We start from the raw sequence: 14,503 nt of genomic DNA, 5'->3' as shown, positions 1-14,503 counted from the left end.
CGGGAACCCGATCTCTGACAGCCCGATCTCTGCCAGGAGGGAACCGCCATGCGGAAGATACTCATCGTCGGAGCCGGCCAGTCCGGTCTCCAACTCGCCCTCGGACTCCAGGCGCAGGGCTACGAGGTCACGCTGATGACCCACCGCACCGCCGACGAGGTCCGCGCGGGCCGGGTGATGTCGACGCAGGTCATGTTCCCCACCGCGCTGCGGCACGAGCGCGAGCTCCAGCTGAACTTCTGGGAGTCGCAGGCCCCCGCGATCGAGCAACTGGCCGTCTCCCTCACGGAAGCGGCCGGTACGGAGGCGGAGCCCGCCCGCCGCCCCGTCGACTGGACGGCCCCCCTCGACGGCATCGCCCAGTCCGTCGACCAGCGCGTGAAGATGGCCGGCTGGATGGACACGTTCGCGCAGCGCGGCGGCCAACTGGTCCTGCACGGCGCGGCCGTCTCCGACCTCGACTACTTCTCCCGCTTCTACGACCTGGTCCTGGTGGCCGTCGGCAAGGGCGAGCTGGCGTCGCTGTTCGACCGCGACCCGGCCCGCTCCCCGTACAACCGGCCGCAGCGCGCCCTCGCCGTGTCGTACGTGCACGGTCTCGATCCGGACCCGTCGGGCGCGGGGACCGTCCGCTACCACCTGGTGCCCGGCGTCGGGGAACTGGTCGTCACGCCGACCCTGACCACCTCGGGCCGCGCCGACATCCTGTTCTGGGAGGGCGTGCCCGGCGGGCCCGTCGACGCGTTCAAGGGCCTCACCGACCCGGCCGAGCACCTGGCGCTGACCCTGGCCCTGATGAAGCGGTTCACGCCGGACGCGTACGCCCGCGCCGCCGGGGTCGAGCTGACCGACCGGGGCGCCACCCTCACCGGCCGGTACACCCCCGTGGTCCGCAGGCCCGTCGGACGGCTGCCCTCCGGCGGGCTCGCGCTCGGCGTCGGCGATGTGGTCGTGGCCGACGACCCGGTGACCGGGCAGGGCGCCAACTCGGCCGCCAAGTGCGCCGCTTCGTACCTCGCCTCGATCGTCGAGCACGGCGACCGGCCGTTCGACGCCGCGTGGATGGAGTCGGCCTTCGCGCGGCACTGGGCGACGGCGCGGTCCGTGACGCGCTGGACCAACGCGATGCTGGCGCCGCTCCCGGAGCACGTCCTCGACCTGATCACCGCGGCCGCCGACCACCCCGGCCTCGCCCACCGCCTCGCGGGCGGCTTCGACGACCCGGCGGTCTTCGCGGAGCTCGGCCAGGGCCCGGCGGGCGCCGAGGCGTACCTGAGGACCCTGGACGCGCGCTGAGCGAGCGTCAGGTCCGCGGCGCGCCGGTCTCGCCGTAGCCGAGGTCCGAACCGGCGCTCGCGCCCTCGGGGAGCCGGGGCGGCCGGTACGTCGCGAGGGCGGGGGCGGCCGGGTCCGGGCGGACCGCGCCGAGCAGCGGGTTCGCGGCGATCGGTGAGACCTTGACGCGGCTGCCGGGCCGCGGCGCCTGCACCACCAGGCCGTCGCCCAGGTAGATCGCGACGTGCGTGGCCTCGGGGAAGTACACGACCAGGTCACCGGGGCGCAGCGCGTACAGCGGCACCTTCGGCAGCCGGGCCCACTGCTCCTGCGAGGTACGCGGAATGACCCGGTCCGCGTGCTGCCAGGCCTGCGAGGTGAGCCCCGAGCAGTCGTACGACTTCGGCCCCTCGGCGCCCCACACATAGGGCTTGCCGATCTGGCGTACCGCGTACCGCAGCGCCGCGGCGCCCGCCTTCGAGGGGGCGCGTGGCGTGGCGCGTTTGCCCTGCGGGCCGCTCAGGGCACCGGACTTCAGGAAGTCGCGCTGGGCGGCGGCGGTGCCCTTCTCCTCCAGGCGGCGCAGCGCGTCGAGTTCGTCGGCGGTGAGCGCCGAGAGCAGCTCCTCGACCTCGGTGAGACGGCTCTTTACGTCGTCCCGCTGCTTCTTCTGCCGCTCGGCGAGGGCGAGTTGGGCGTCCAGGGCCTTGCGGGACCGGGCGGAGAGCGCTTCAGCCCGCTTCTCCCGCTCGACCAACCGCCCGACCGTCCCGACCCGCTCCGCCGCCATGCGCCGCACCAGATGCCCCTGGTCGAGCGCGTGCCGCGGGTCACGGGCGAGGAGCAGCCGCAGATACGGGGAGAGCTCGCTGTCGCCCTGGTACTGCTGCCGGGCGAGGCGGCCCGCGGCGGCCCGGCTGGCGTGCAGGGCGGTACGGGCCCGCGCCAGTTCGGCCCCGAGCTTCTTCGCCTCGGCGCGCTGCTTCTTGAGCTTCTCCGCGGTGCCGTTGTACGTCTCGGTGGACTGTTCGGTCTTGCGGTACAGCTCCTGGAGATCCGTGAGCAGCCGCGTCACGGACCCTTCTCCGGGGCCGGGCGCGGCCGTTGCCTGCGGTCCGGTCAGCAGTCCCGCCACCGCCGCCGCGGCGCAGACGACCCGCCCGATGCTCTTGGCTGACACACCATCACCTCCGCGGCGAGCATGCGGCGGTGAGGCCTAGGTCACCTGGCGGGTGCGGCCTGGTGGGGGTATGGGGTCACCCGTCCCGGGGGCTTTTCCCCTCAGAGGGGCTCAAAATTGAGCCCCTCCGGCGATTGAGGAGGCCCGTCCGGCAGGACTTCGGGAAGGGGCGGGGAGGGGAAATTCACTTGGACCACGGCCACTTGACCCCGCCACCAGCCCCTCGCCCCTCCGGATCGTGGACGTACTTCCAGCCGCGCGGCAGGCCGAGACGCTTGCTGTGGCCCGCCGGTTCGCGCCGGTAGACCAGGACGGTCGGGGGTCCGCCGGTCGCGTCCGGCACGGGCACCTCGTACACCTTCGGGGGCTGGCCGGTGGCGCCGAGCAGGACCGGCAGGGTCCGGCCGTCCAGGGGGCCGCCCTCGAAGGGGATCTCCTCGCTTCTCACGCGACCAGTGTCACAGCAGGTGGGCGGCGTCGCTCACCACGGGCAGCACTCGGCGGGCGAGCGAGCCGGCGACGCCGTCCGCCGTCTCCATCTCAAGGGCGGCGCGCAGCACCTCGGCGGTCTGCGGGTCGGAGGCGGCGGTCGCGGTGGTCATGGCGAGGAAGTGGTCGAGCAGCCAGTCCCGGAGCTCGTCCAGCGGCGGCCGCTTCTCCTCGTCCAGCCAGATCAGCGAGGCAGCCTCGACCGCGGAGATCCAGGTGCGCACCATCAGGCCGAGGCGCGGCCCCGGGTCGGTGACCGGGAGGTGGGCCAGGATGCGCGCGGCGGCGACGGCCCGCACCTCGTCCACGATGGCGCTGGTACGCGAGGTGGAGACCACGCTGCCGCCCTGGAGCAGCGCGCTGAACCCGGTGTCGTGCTCGTCGACGAACGCGAGGTAGCGGGTCAGGGCGCGGGAGAGCCGGGCGGTGAGCGGCCCGTGCGGCGGCTCGTCGAAGCACTGCTCAAGGGCGTCGGCGGCGGTGCGCAGGGCGGCCTCGTACAACTGCTGCTTGCCGCCCGGGAAGTAGCGGTAGACCAGCGGCCGGGAGACGCCGGCCGCCTCGGCGACGTCGTCGAGGGAGACGTCCTCCGGGGCGCGGTGCGCGAACAGGGTCAGCGCGGAGTCCAGGAGCTGGCTGCGCCGCTGCTCCACGCTGAGCCGTCGGTAGGCGGGGGTCGCTGCGCGGGAGGTGGCTGCCGGGGACATGTGCGCAGCGTATCGGCGTTCGGCCGGGCCGCACCCACGGGTTCTTCACACAGTTGTCCGGCGTACCGGAATTCGCCGTACGCCCCGGCGGGCCACGTCGCGCTCCGGTCATCCCGAGGACTACCTCCGTACGACTTGTTGACGCTTCGTCTCACCCGTGTGAGCCTGCCAACGAGCTTGTCCCGTACGGGAGTTCGCGAAGCGAAGGAGGCGCCGGGGTGTCGACGCAGGAGCTCTACGGCATGGATCCGGGCGAGCCGCTCTGGCAGGTACCGGCCGCCGGATCGGCCCGGTTCAACTGGGAGTACGACGATGGCCGCGAACGACTGCTCTCCCTGTACCAGAAGGGCAAGGACAAGCAGTGGGACGGCGCCAAGCGGATCGACTGGGACCTGGAGGTCGACCCGGACAACGCGCTCGGCACACCCGACGAGGCGCTGACCCTGTTCGGCACCCGGCACTGGGCGAAGATGACCGAGAAGGACAAGGGTGAGCTGCGCCGGCACTACACGGCGTGGAACTTCAGCCAGTTCCTGCACGGCGAGCAGGGCGCCATGGTGTGCGCGGCCCGCATCGTCGAGTCGGTCCCCGACCTGGACGCCAAGTTCTACTCCGCGACCCAGACGATGGACGAGGCCCGGCACGCGGAGATCTTCGGCCGCTTCCTGCACGAGAAGGTCGGCCTGCTCTACCCGATCAACGACAACCTGCAGTCGCTGCTCGGCGACACCCTGCGCGACTCCCGCTGGGACATGCCGTACCTCGGGATGCAGGTCCTCATCGAGGGCCTCGCGCTCGCCGCGTTCGGCATGATCCGCGACACCACCGACAAGCCGCTGCCGAAGCAGATCCTGGCGTACGTCATGCAGGACGAGGCCCGGCACGTGGCCTTCGGCCGGATGGCGCTGCGCGACTACTACAAGCAGCTCTCCGACGCGGAGCTCCGCGAGCGCGAGGAGTTCGTCATCGAGGGCTGCTACCTGATGCGCGACCGGCTGCGCGGCGTGGAGGTCCTGGAGAACCTGGGCATCCCCAAGGCGGAGGCGATGGAGTACAGCGAGAACTCCGAATACCTCGCCCTCTTCCGCCAGTTGCTGTTCTCCCGCATCGTGCCGTGCGTGCGCGACATCGGCCTGTGGGGCAAGCGGCTGCAGGAGGCGTACGTCGACATGGGCGTCTTCGAGATGGGCAACTCCAACCTCGACCAGCTGATGGCCCAGGACGAGGAAGTAGCCGAGAAACTCGACGCGGAACGCTTCGCGGTGGAGGAGGCGGCGAGGGTCGCGGAGGTGGCCGAGGTCATCGAGTCCGGTTCCTGAGCCTGCCCCTCAGTCGGCGTTGGTGGCCCCGGCCCCGGCCTGGGCCGCGTCCTCTGCCGGGAACGACGTCCGCAGCGTGAACGCGTACGGCGTCGGGCCCTGCGCCCGCAGGTGGAGGAGGCGCTCCTCGGCCTCCGCCACCGTCGGCCGGTGCCCCGCGGGTACCCACCACAGGGTGGCCAGCGCCTCCTTGACGTGCTCGAAGAACTCCCGGCGCCGGGCCAGCAACTCCCGGTGCTGCCCCTGGTACATGAAGGCGGTCAGCGCGTTCTGGTCGCGCCACACCGACATGTTCACGATCATCCACGCGTCGCCGAGCACCGGGACGTCCGTCGCGTTGCCCGTCTCGCTCTGCAGCCGCCACACGAACCCGTCCGCCGCGTCCGCGACCGCGTTCACCGGGTCGAGCCCGTCCACGAAATCCTTCAACTCCGGTGAGTCCAGCGGGTACTTGAGGCGGGCGATGTTCACCTGGGCGAGTTCGTACGCGGCGGATTCTGAAGGCATGAGCGCACGATAGGCAGGCCCGACGCGCCCGCCCACCCCCGTCTCACGACGTGAGCGCCGCCCGCATCACGGCCCGTGCGATGGGCGCCGCGCTGCCGCCGCCGCTGATGTCGTCCCGGTCGGCGGCCGCGTCCTCCACGACCACCGCCACCGCGACGCCGGGCTGCGCCGCGTCCTTCGCCTGCGCCCAGGAGATGAACCAGGCGTACGGCAGGCCCGCGTTGCCGATGCCGTGCTGGGCGGTGCCGGTCTTGCCGCCGACGACGGCGCCGGGGATCGCCGCGTTGGCACCCGTGCCCTCCTTCACCACGCCGACCATCAACTCCTTCAGGAGCGCGGCCGTACCCGGGTTGAAGGTCTGCCGAAGCGACGCCGGGTGCGTGCTCGACACCGTGCGCCCGGACGCGTCCGTGGTCCGCTCCACCAGGTGCGGCACCTTCAGGTCGCCGTTGTTCGCGACCGCCGCCGCGACCATCGCCATCTGCAGCGGCGTCGCCGTCGTGTCGTACTGCCCGATGGCGGAGAGCGCGACCTGCGCCGGGTCCATGGAGCGGTCCATGTTGCTGCGCGAGACCGGCGAGGGGATCTTCAGGTCCGGGTCGTTGAAGCCGAACCGCTCCGCCGTGTCCACCAGGCCCGCGAGCCCCACCTCGCTGCCGAGCTTCGCGAAGACCGTGTTGCAGGACCACTCGAAGGCGGCCCGGAGCGAGGCGTTCTCGCAGCCCTCCACCTCGTTGCTGAGCCGGGTCGACGTACCGGGCAGCGTGAACGGGACGGGGGAGTGGGTGCGCGCGTCCACGTCCGTGACGACCCCGGTGTCCAGCGCGGCCGCCGCCGTCACCACCTTGAACGCCGAGCCCGGCGGATAGGTCTGCCGCAGCGCCCGGTTGAGCATCGGCTTGCTCGCCGCGTTGTTCAGGGTCGTCCACCGCTGCGCCTCGGTGGTGCCGTTCCCGGAGAGCAGCCCGGGGTCGTACGAGGGGGTGGACACCAGGGCGAGGATCTCGCCGGTGGCGGGGTCGAGCGCCGCCACCGCGCCCTGCTTGTCACCGAGCGCGGAGTACGCGGCGTGCTGCACGGCCGGCACGATCGTGGTGTGCACCGCGCCACCCGGCCGCCGCGCCCGCGTCACGTCGTCGAGCAGCGGGAACGGCGCGAGCAGCGGATCGGTGCCGGAGAGCAGCCGGTCCTGGGCGCCCTCCAGGAGCGTGGAGCCGTACGTCTGCGAGGCGTAGCCGGTCACCGGCGCGTACAACGGGCCGTATCTGTAGGTCCGTTCGTACCGCAGCTGCTCCCCGGTGTCCTTGGAGCCGGTGATCGGGCGGCCGTCCACGAAGATGTCGCCGCGGACCTGGCCGTACCGGGCGATGGTCTGGCGGCGGTTGGCCGGGTTGCCGTCGTAGGTGTCGTTCTGGAAGACCTGGATGCGGGTGGCGTTCAGGGCCAGGGCGAGCATCAGGAGCAGGCAGAACGCGGCGGCGCGACGGATATGGCGGGTCAAGCCTCAGTCCTCTTCGGGCAGTTGGCTGCTGTCGTACACATCGCTCTGGCCACGGGCGTACGAGCTGACCCGGACGAGCAGCGCGATGATGATCCAGTTGGTGACGACCGACGAACCGCCCTGTGCGAGGAACGGCATCGCCATCCCGGTGAGCGGAATGAGACCGGTGACCCCGCCCGCGATCACGAAGACCTGCAGCGCCAGGATCGAGGCGAGCCCGATGGCGAGCAGCCGCCCGAACGGGTCCCGCAGGGCGAGCCCCACCTTGCAGCCCCGCGCCACAAGCACCGCGTACAGCAGGAAGATCGCGCAGAGCCCGGTCAGGCCGAGCTCCTCACCGGCCGTGGCCAGGATGAAGTCGGACTTCGCGGCGAAGCCGATCAGGCTGGAGTGCCCCTGGCCGAGCCCGGTGCCTAGCAGCCCGCCGGCCGCGAACGCGAAGAGGGACTGGGCGAGTTGGGTGGGCCCGCGGCCCGCGTCGATGGTGGCGAAGGGGTGCAGCCAGTCCTGGACGCGGCTGTGCACATGCGGTTCGAGCGAGCCGACCGCGAACGCGCCCACACAGGCGAGCAGCAGCCCGACCGCGATCCAGCCGGTGCGCCCGGTGGCCACATAGAGCAGCACCACGAAAAGCCCGAAGAACAGCAGCGAGGTGCCGAGGTCCCGCTCAAGGATCAGTACGCCGACGCTGATCAGCCAGATCGCGACGATCGGCCCGAGCACCCGGCCGGTGGGGAACTGCAGCTTCCAGACGCGCTTCCCGGCGTACGCGAGGGCGTTGCGGTTGGCCGCGAGGTACGAGGCGAAGAAGACCGCGAGCAGGATCTTCGCGAACTCGGCGGGCTGCAGCGAGAATCCGGCGATCCGCACCCAGATCCGGGCGCCGTTCACCGCCGGGAAGAAGATCGGCGCGAGCAGCAGCGCGAGCGCCGCGACCACGAACAGATACGCGTACCCCTGCAGCACCCGGTGGTCCCGCAGCACCACGACGACCAGGATGAACAGCGCCACCCCGGCCGTGGACCAGGTGAGTTGGGCGAGCGCGGCCTGGTCGTGCGGGGTCTCCTGGTCGAGCCGGTAGATCAGGACCAGGCCGAGGCCGTTGAGCAGCACGGCGATGGGCAGCAGCAGCGGATCGGCGTACGGGGCGCGCAGCCGCACCGCCACATGGGCGAGCAGGGCGAGCGCCCCGAGTCCGCCGCCGTAGTCCGCGACATTGCGCGGCACGGTGCCGTACACGGCGAGGCCGACGTGCAGATAGCCGTAGACGCAGAGCCCCACGGCGAGGACGAGCAGGGCGAGTTCGGTGCCGCGGCGCTTGGGGACCTGGACCGCCGGGACGGACGTTTCCGTCCTGTCTGTCACATCAACGGCTGTTCCGGTCATGTCGGGCAACGTAGCAAGAAATGTCCGCCCCTCCGGCCTTTCAGCCGGCGGCACCTTCCGTGGGCGCGTACGGCAGCGTCAGCCGGGCCACCGCGCCGCCGTCCGCCGCGTTGCCGAACTCCAGACGTGCCCCGAGCACCCGTGCCTGCCCGGCGGCGATGGTCAGCCCGAGCCCGTGCCCGTGCGCCCCGCCCTCGGTACGGAACCGCTGCGGTCCGTGCTCCACGAGGTAGTCGGGGAAGCCGTCGCCGTGATCGCGCACCGAGAGCACCGGACCGTCGACGGTGACCACCACCGGCGTACGGCCGTGCTTGTGGGCGTTGCCGACGAGGTTGCCGAGCACCCGCTCCAGGCGGCGCCGGTCGGTCTCCACGCACACGTCCCGCTCGACCCGCACCTCGGTGTCGGTGCCCAAGGCCCGTACGGCGCGCACGGCGAGCGGGCCCAGCGGGTGGCGGTCCAGGTCGACCTGTTCGCGGCGGGCGTCGAGCCGCGAGATCTCGAGCAGGTCCTCGGTGAGCACCCGCATCGTCTGCACCCGGTCCCGGACCAGCTCGGCGGGGCGGCCGGGCGGCAGCAGTTCGGCGGCGGCGTGCAGTCCGGTCAGCGGGGTGCGCAGCTCGTGCGCCACATCGGCGGTGAACCGCTGCTCGCTCTCCAGCTTCCCCTGCAGAGAGGAGGCCATGGTGTCCAGGGCCCCGGCGACGGCGGCCACCTCGTCCTGGGCACGCGAAGGGTCCTTCGTACGCGGGTCGTTGACGCGGGCGTCCAGGTCACCGGCGCTGATCCGGCGGGCCACGGTCGCCGTCTGGTGGAGCCGCCGCGTCACCCGGGTCACGGCGAACGCGCCCACCAGGAGCGTCGCGCCGATGGCGAGCACCGAGGAGCCGAAGATGGCGCGGTCGAGTCCGTCGATGGTGCGGGCGCCCTGGGTGTAGTCGATCTCCGTGGCGATGGCCCGGCCGCCGTCGACGGGCCCCGCGGCCCACATCGTCGGCCGCCCGCCGAGGTCGGCGACCATCGTGCCGCGCCTGCCCTCGGCGGCCAGTTCGCGCAGCCCGTCCGGAAGGCCCGGCGGGTCGAGCCCGGCCCCCGGCGGCAAGCGGTCCCCGGCTTCGTACAGGCGGGTGACGTCCTGCAGTTTGGTGAGCGCCTTGTCGCGGGAGTTGCCGACGGTCTGCCGGGTCACCGCGACATGCACGAGCGCGCCGAGCATCGCGGCGAGCAGACAGCACATGACCGTGATGAACAGCGCGGCCTTCCACGTGAGGGTCGCGGTCCAGGCGGGCAGCCGGAGCCTCATCGCGACACCGAGGGCGACGGCGAGGGCGAAAGAGACACCGAGGGCGAGGTCGAAGCAGAGGCCGACACCGAGGGCGACGGCGACCCGCTGGGCCCGGAGATGCGGACGATCTCGATCCGGGCGGGCAGCATCGCGCGCTGGCCCGCGTCCCAGGACCAGGCGTAGCGGATCTCGTACTCGGGGCTCTGCGCGGGCTCCCGCACGATCAGGTCGCGCCCGGCGAGTTCCACGCCCGTGACGGTCTCGGCGGTGGACATGATCCGGATGAGCCGGCCGGCGTCCAGGCTGTAGACGCGGATGCCGAGGCTGCCGTCGCCGAGGCTGATGCCGACGATCAGCTCGTCCTTCCCGGTGCCGGTCAGGTCCCGGTAGTACGCCTGGAGCACCGGGCAGCCCTTCACCACCTGGTCCGGCTTCTTGCCCGCGGGGCAGCGCGCGACGGCAGCCGCGGTGCCGGCGGGCAGCGCGTCGGGCCCGGTCGTGCTCGCGGGCCGCGCGGCCACCTCCGCCTTGACGACGGTGAGCGGGTCGACCCGGTGCAGATCGAGGCCCGGTACGTCGACGCCCTTCACCACTTCGACGGTCGCCTCGGAGTCGTCCGGGTACTCGGGCTCGCTGGGCGGCAGTTGGGGCCAGAGCCGGGCCGGGCCGACCGCGCTCGGCGTCCGCCCCGCGCTCTCCAGATCCCCGGCGGTGCCACACCCCGCGAGCACCAGGCCCGCGACGACGAGCGACAGCACGGCACGTAGCGGACGGCTCCGGGGCACGGGACTCCTCCTGCCGGGCGCGGCTGTGGTTCTGGGGCGGGCGATCCGACCGCCACACGCCAGAATACGAAGATCAGCCCACTTGTCGCTTTCGCACCGGCCTCACGCCTCGGCCCTACAGCTGGTCGCCCCAGCCGCCCTGGATCATCGTCTGGAACGCCCACTTCCCCTGGCGCCTGATCAGGATGTCGGCGTACCGCAGCTGCCGGCTCTGCCCCTCGGTCGTCATCGTCGAGTCGGTGAAGACCACGGCCATCGCGGGGGAGAGGAACACCGGCGTGCGCACGGACTCGAAGCTGATGTCCTCGCTCCCCTCGCCCATGACGTGCGTCATCGTCGCCACGAACCGCTCGCGGTCCCACTGGGCGGACCGCCCGTCACCCGCGGAGTCGTCGCTCACCAGGTTGAGCGGGAACACCGCGAGGTCCGCCATGCGCTCGACGTCACGCCGCGCGCTCTCGGCGTCGTACTCGGCGAACCAGGCGTCCAGGCTCGCGCGGTCCTCCTCGGTGGGCCGGTATCCGGTGTCGGGCAGAACGGTCATGGGGCTCCTCCGGGTGCCATCGGGCAATTGGTCAAGGTTGACTAGATGGTGATCGGCGGCAAAGTTACGCCGCGCAAGACCATTGGTCAAACTTGATTAATAAGAGACGCGGCCCACTCCGCCTACTCCGCCCCGCCCCGGAACCGCACCACCGTCGCTGTCCGGTGCCGCGTCGCCTGCTGCCGCACCTCGACCGTGAGCTCCGGCGGAACGGTGCGGTACGTGATGTCGCCGAAGCCGATCGCGTTCATCCCGGCGTCCGGTCCCGGCGCGGGCAGCAGCGCGGCGGCCCGCGCCCGTACCGCCGGGGTCAGCGGGCTCGACAGGAGCGGGTCGTCGTCGGGCAGTACGAGGACGAGGGCCTGCGGGTGGGCCGGGGTGCCGGTGAAGCCGACGACGACCGCGTCCCGCGTATCGCTGTGCCGGAGCTTCAGCCAGGACCGCCGCCCGGCCGGATACCCCTGGTCGAGCCGCTTGATCACCAGACCCTCGACGCCGGTGGCGCGCAGCGACTCGTACCAGTCGGCGGCGACCTCCGGATCCGTCGTCATCGGCACCGCCTGCAGTGGCGGCCCGAGCGGCGCGAGCCGGGCGACGAGCCGCTCCCGGCGCTCCGCGTACGGCCGGGCGCGCAGCTCGTCGCCCGCCTCGGCGAGCAGGTCGAAGGCGGCGTACGAGGCGGGCAGCGTGCGGGCGAGCTGCCGCGCCCGCGCCGGGGTGGCCGCGGCCCGCCGCTGCACGGCCGCGAAGTCGATCCGCCCCTCGGTCCACACCACCACCTCCCCGTCGAGCACCGTGCCCTCGGGCAGCGCGCGGGCCGCCTCGGCGAGATCGGGGAACGCGCCGGTCACGGTCCGCCCGGAACGTGCCTGCAACAGCACCCCGCGCGGCCCCTCGCCGCGGAACACCACGAGCCGGTGCCCGTCGAACTTCGGCTCGTACGCCCATGGCCCGTCCGTCGGCAGCGCGTCCACGGACTCCGCGAGCGCGACCCGGAGCGGCGGCCTCACGACCGGCCTCGCCACGGGGTACCCGCCCGGCTCACCGGAACCCTCGCGGGAGTTTCCCGGCCCGGTTGAGGTTGATCAGCGGCCCGAGCAGATCGCCGTGGGTGGCGAGCCGCGGCGCGATGTCCGTGGCGAGGAAGACCAGGTCGGCCGGGGCGGCGCAGGCCTCGACCTCCGCCCAGGTCACGGGCGCGGAGACGGTCGGCGCCGGGCGGGCGCGCAGCGTGTACGGGGTGGCGGTGGTCTTCGCGGCGGCGTTCTGGCTGAAGTCCACGAACACCTTGCCGGGCCGCAGGCTGCGGGTCATCCGGTGCAGGGCGAGCCCCGGCAGCTCCCGCTCGGCCTCGACGGCCAGCTCCTTGGCGTACGCGGTGACCTTCTCGGACGGTGTCGGTTCGAGCGGTACGAGCACGTGCAGCCCCTTCGAGCCCGAGGTCTTCGCGTACACGTGCAGGCCGTCCGCGCTCAGCCGCTCGCGCAGCCAGAGCGCCACCTCGCAGCACTCCACGATCGTCGCGGGCGCGCCGGGGTCCAGGTCGAACACCATCCGGTCGGCCGAGCCGGGGGCGTCGGCCTGCCACTGCGGCGTATGGAACTCCGTGACCAGGTTGGCCGCCCACATCAGCGTGGCCATGTCCTGTACGAGCACCAGCTTCGCGGTGCCCTCCTCGCTGCGCCGCGGCACTTCGGCGGTGCGCACCCAGGCGGGCGTACCGGGCGGCACGTTCTTGGCGAAGAAGCGCTGGCCGTCCGGCCCGTCCGGGTAGCGCAGGAAGGAGACGGGCCGGTTGAAGAGGTGCGCGAGCAGTGCTCCGGCGCAGGTCGCGTAGTAGTGCAGCACCTCGCCCTTGGTGAAGCCGCCGTCCGGATAAAGCACCTTGTCGAGGTTGGTGAGCGCAAGCCGCCGCCCCTCCACCTCCGTGATCGGCGTCATACGATGAGGATGCCGCGTACGGACATAACGGGCGAATCGCTCACATCGAGGGCAGTAAAAGACCGGCTACAGGGCAGTAAGGGGTTCTCACTGTGCGATCCATATGGAACGGCGCCATCTCCTTCGGGCTGGTCAGCATCCCGATCAAGTTGGTGAACGCCACGGAGAACCACTCGATCTCCTTCCGCCAGATCCACACCACGGACGGCGGCCGGATCCGCTACCGCAAGGTCTGCGAACTGGAGGAGAAGGAGGTCACGACGGCCGAGATCGGCAAGGGGTACGAGGACGCCGACGGCTCGATCATCCCCATCACGGAGGACGACCTGGCCGCGCTCCCCATCCCGACCGCCAAGACCATCGAGATCGTCGCCTTCGTGCCGCAGGAGCGGATCGACCCGCTCCAGATGGACGCCGCGTACTACCTCGCCGCGAACGGCGTCCCGGCCGCGAAGCCGTACACGCTGCTGCGCGAGGCACTCAAGCGCAGCAAGAAGGTGGCCATCGCGAAGTACGCCCTGCGCGGCCGCGAACGCCTCGGCATGCTGCGCGTCGTCGACGACGCCATCGCCATGCACGGCCTGCTCTGGCCGGACGAGATCCGCGCCCCCGAGGAGGTGGCCCCCGACACCCATGTGACCGTACGGGAAGCGGAGTTGGACCTCGCCGACGCGCTGATGGAGACCCTCGGCGAGGTCGACCTGGAGACCCTGCACGACGACTACCGCGAGGCGGTCGAGGAGATGGTCTCCGCCAAGGTCGAGGGCACCGCACCGGCGAAGGCCCCCGAGGCGGCCCCCGGCGGCGGCAAGGTGATCGACCTGATGGCCGCCCTGGAGAGCTCGGTCAAGGCGGCCCAGGCGGCCCGCGGCGAGGACGAGGAACCGGCACGCGTCACCCCGCTGCGCCGCACGAGCAAGTCGGCACGGTCGAGCCCGAAGGCGGTGGGCGGCAAGAAGTCCACGGCGGCGGGCGCGAAGAAGAAGACGACGTCGGCAAAGAAGTCGACCTCGACGGCGACGAAGAAGACGGCGACGTCGAAGAAGTCGACGGCGACGAAGAAAACGACGACGAAGAAATCAGCCTCGTCATCGTCATCGTCGTCCACGCCCCGCAAGAAGGCCTCGGCGTAGAGAGGTTGCTCCGGCTACGGGGCGGCGCCGACGACGACGGTCGCCCCGAGCTCCGGGTCTTCCACGACCCGGGCGACGAGCCCACCGTCCACCATGGCCCGCACGGTACGGTCCGCCTGCCGCGCACTGGTCTCGATCAGCAGATGCCCGCCGGGCGCCAGCCACGCACCGGCCCCGGCGGCCACCCGCCGCTGCACCTCGACCCCGTCGACCCCACCGTCCAGCGCGATCCGCGGCTCATGGTCCCGCGCCTCGGGCGGCAAGAGCCCGATGGCATCGGTCGGTACGTAGGGGGCGTTCACGACGAGCACATCGACCCGCCCGCGCAGCCGAGCCGGCACCCCGTCGTACAGGTCGCTCACGTACACCTGCCCGCCGACCTCACCCACATTGCCGCGCGCACACCGTACGGCGACGGGGTCGATGTCGGCGGCATGCAACTCCCCGACCC

15 protein-coding genes are annotated in these 14,503 nt (G+C 72.0%); 3 read left to right on the top strand and 12 right to left on the bottom strand.

The window, feature by feature from the left end:
- Nucleotides 1-48: 48 nt before the first annotated feature.
- Nucleotides 49-1,296, top strand: a complete 1,248-nt coding sequence (locus GUY60_RS07255; RefSeq protein WP_161695006.1) for a styrene monooxygenase/indole monooxygenase family protein — start codon at nucleotides 49-51, stop codon at nucleotides 1,294-1,296.
- Between the two features lie 7 nt (nucleotides 1,297-1,303).
- On the opposite strand, the gene GUY60_RS07250 is transcribed toward GUY60_RS07255, so the two are convergent.
- The 3 genes from GUY60_RS07250 to GUY60_RS07240 all read right to left on the bottom strand — a co-directional run bounded on the left by GUY60_RS07250 (nucleotide 1,304) and on the right by GUY60_RS07240 (nucleotide 3,651).
- Nucleotides 1,304-2,455 carry a C40 family peptidase gene (locus GUY60_RS07250; RefSeq protein WP_161695004.1) on the bottom strand — a complete coding sequence of 384 codons (1,152 nt, stop codon included), beginning with the start codon at nucleotides 2,453-2,455 and terminating at the stop codon, nucleotides 1,304-1,306.
- Nucleotides 2,456-2,639: 184 nt separating this feature from the next.
- On the bottom strand, nucleotides 2,640-2,903 hold the full coding sequence (locus tag GUY60_RS07245; RefSeq protein WP_161695002.1) for a DUF8847 domain-containing protein: 264 nt from the start codon (nucleotides 2,901-2,903) through the stop codon (nucleotides 2,640-2,642).
- Nucleotides 2,904-2,913: 10 nt separating this feature from the next.
- Nucleotides 2,914-3,651: a TetR/AcrR family transcriptional regulator gene (locus GUY60_RS07240; protein WP_161695000.1), complete on the bottom strand. Its 738-nt coding sequence runs from the start codon at nucleotides 3,649-3,651 to the stop codon at nucleotides 2,914-2,916.
- A gap of 218 nt (nucleotides 3,652-3,869) precedes the next feature.
- Between GUY60_RS07240 and GUY60_RS07235 the strand changes: the two genes are divergently transcribed.
- Nucleotides 3,870-4,970, top strand: a complete 1,101-nt coding sequence (locus tag GUY60_RS07235; protein WP_161694998.1) for a ferritin-like domain-containing protein — start codon at nucleotides 3,870-3,872, stop codon at nucleotides 4,968-4,970.
- Between the two features lie 9 nt (nucleotides 4,971-4,979).
- Here GUY60_RS07235 and GUY60_RS07230 read toward each other — a convergent pair whose 3' ends face one another.
- From GUY60_RS07230 to ligD, 8 genes are all read right to left on the bottom strand, one after another.
- Complete coding sequence (locus GUY60_RS07230) at nucleotides 4,980-5,477, bottom strand: DUF3291 domain-containing protein (RefSeq protein ID WP_161694996.1); 498 nt, start codon at nucleotides 5,475-5,477, stop codon at nucleotides 4,980-4,982.
- A 43-nt stretch (nucleotides 5,478-5,520) separates the two neighbouring features.
- Nucleotides 5,521-6,978 (bottom strand): penicillin-binding transpeptidase domain-containing protein, encoded by a 1,458-nt coding sequence (locus tag GUY60_RS07225; protein ID WP_161694994.1) that lies wholly within the window; start codon nucleotides 6,976-6,978, stop codon nucleotides 5,521-5,523.
- Nucleotides 6,979-6,981: 3 nt separating this feature from the next.
- Entirely contained in the window at nucleotides 6,982-8,364 is a 1,383-nt protein-coding gene (locus GUY60_RS07220) for an FtsW/RodA/SpoVE family cell cycle protein (RefSeq protein WP_161694992.1), read from the bottom strand.
- Nucleotides 8,365-8,404: 40 nt separating this feature from the next.
- Nucleotides 8,405-9,667: an ATP-binding protein gene (locus tag GUY60_RS07215; protein ID WP_161694990.1), complete on the bottom strand. Its 1,263-nt coding sequence runs from the start codon at nucleotides 9,665-9,667 to the stop codon at nucleotides 8,405-8,407.
- Nucleotides 9,664-10,434 (bottom strand): hypothetical protein, encoded by a 771-nt coding sequence (locus tag GUY60_RS07210; protein ID WP_161694988.1) that lies wholly within the window; start codon nucleotides 10,432-10,434, stop codon nucleotides 9,664-9,666. Before GUY60_RS07210 ends, GUY60_RS07215 begins: the two co-directional genes overlap by 4 nt.
- A 115-nt stretch (nucleotides 10,435-10,549) precedes the next feature.
- Complete coding sequence (locus GUY60_RS07205; protein WP_161694986.1) at nucleotides 10,550-10,978, bottom strand: DUF4440 domain-containing protein; 429 nt, start codon at nucleotides 10,976-10,978, stop codon at nucleotides 10,550-10,552.
- Between the two features lie 122 nt (nucleotides 10,979-11,100).
- Nucleotides 11,101-11,988 carry an ATP-dependent DNA ligase gene (locus tag GUY60_RS07200; RefSeq protein WP_161694984.1) on the bottom strand — a complete coding sequence of 296 codons (888 nt, stop codon included), beginning with the start codon at nucleotides 11,986-11,988 and terminating at the stop codon, nucleotides 11,101-11,103.
- Between the two features lie 31 nt (nucleotides 11,989-12,019).
- Nucleotides 12,020-12,919, bottom strand: coding sequence for a non-homologous end-joining DNA ligase (ligD, locus tag GUY60_RS07195; protein WP_161694982.1), 900 nt, complete (start codon nucleotides 12,917-12,919; stop codon nucleotides 12,020-12,022).
- Nucleotides 12,920-13,011: 92 nt separating this feature from the next.
- On the opposite strand from ligD, the gene ku reads away from it, so the two are divergent.
- Nucleotides 13,012-14,052: a non-homologous end joining protein Ku gene (gene ku / locus GUY60_RS07190; protein ID WP_161694980.1), complete on the top strand. Its 1,041-nt coding sequence runs from the start codon at nucleotides 13,012-13,014 to the stop codon at nucleotides 14,050-14,052.
- 14 nt (nucleotides 14,053-14,066) lie between these two features.
- Here ku and GUY60_RS07185 read toward each other — a convergent pair.
- A partial coding sequence (locus GUY60_RS07185) for a class I SAM-dependent methyltransferase (RefSeq protein ID WP_512700831.1) occupies nucleotides 14,067-14,503 on the bottom strand: 437 nt, incomplete at its 5' end.

This window comes from Streptomyces boluensis, assembly GCF_009908195.1.
Lineage (GTDB): Bacteria > Actinomycetota > Actinomycetes > Streptomycetales > Streptomycetaceae > Streptomyces > Streptomyces boluensis.
The sequence above is the reverse complement of the archived record's forward strand: the minus strand, read 5'-3'. Positions and strand labels throughout refer to the sequence as shown.

Bases quoted from the DNA above. Each gene is read 5' to 3' on its own strand.
- GUY60_RS07230 (WP_161694996.1), bottom strand. From the start codon at position 5,477: ATGCCTTCAGAATCCGCCGCGTACGAACTCGCCCAGGTGAACATCGCC.
- GUY60_RS07220 (WP_161694992.1), bottom strand. From the start codon at position 8,364: ATGACCGGAACAGCCGTTGATGTGACAGACAGGACGGAAACGTCCGTC.
- GUY60_RS07205 (WP_161694986.1), bottom strand. From the start codon at position 10,978: ATGACCGTTCTGCCCGACACCGGATACCGGCCCACCGAGGAGGACCGC.
- ligD (WP_161694982.1), bottom strand. From the start codon at position 12,919: ATGACGCCGATCACGGAGGTGGAGGGGCGGCGGCTTGCGCTCACCAAC.
- GUY60_RS07215 (WP_161694990.1), bottom strand. From the start codon at position 9,667: ATGAGGCTCCGGCTGCCCGCCTGGACCGCGACCCTCACGTGGAAGGCC.
- GUY60_RS07240 (WP_161695000.1), bottom strand. From the start codon at position 3,651: ATGTCCCCGGCAGCCACCTCCCGCGCAGCGACCCCCGCCTACCGACGG.
- GUY60_RS07255 (WP_161695006.1), top strand. From the start codon at position 49: ATGCGGAAGATACTCATCGTCGGAGCCGGCCAGTCCGGTCTCCAACTC.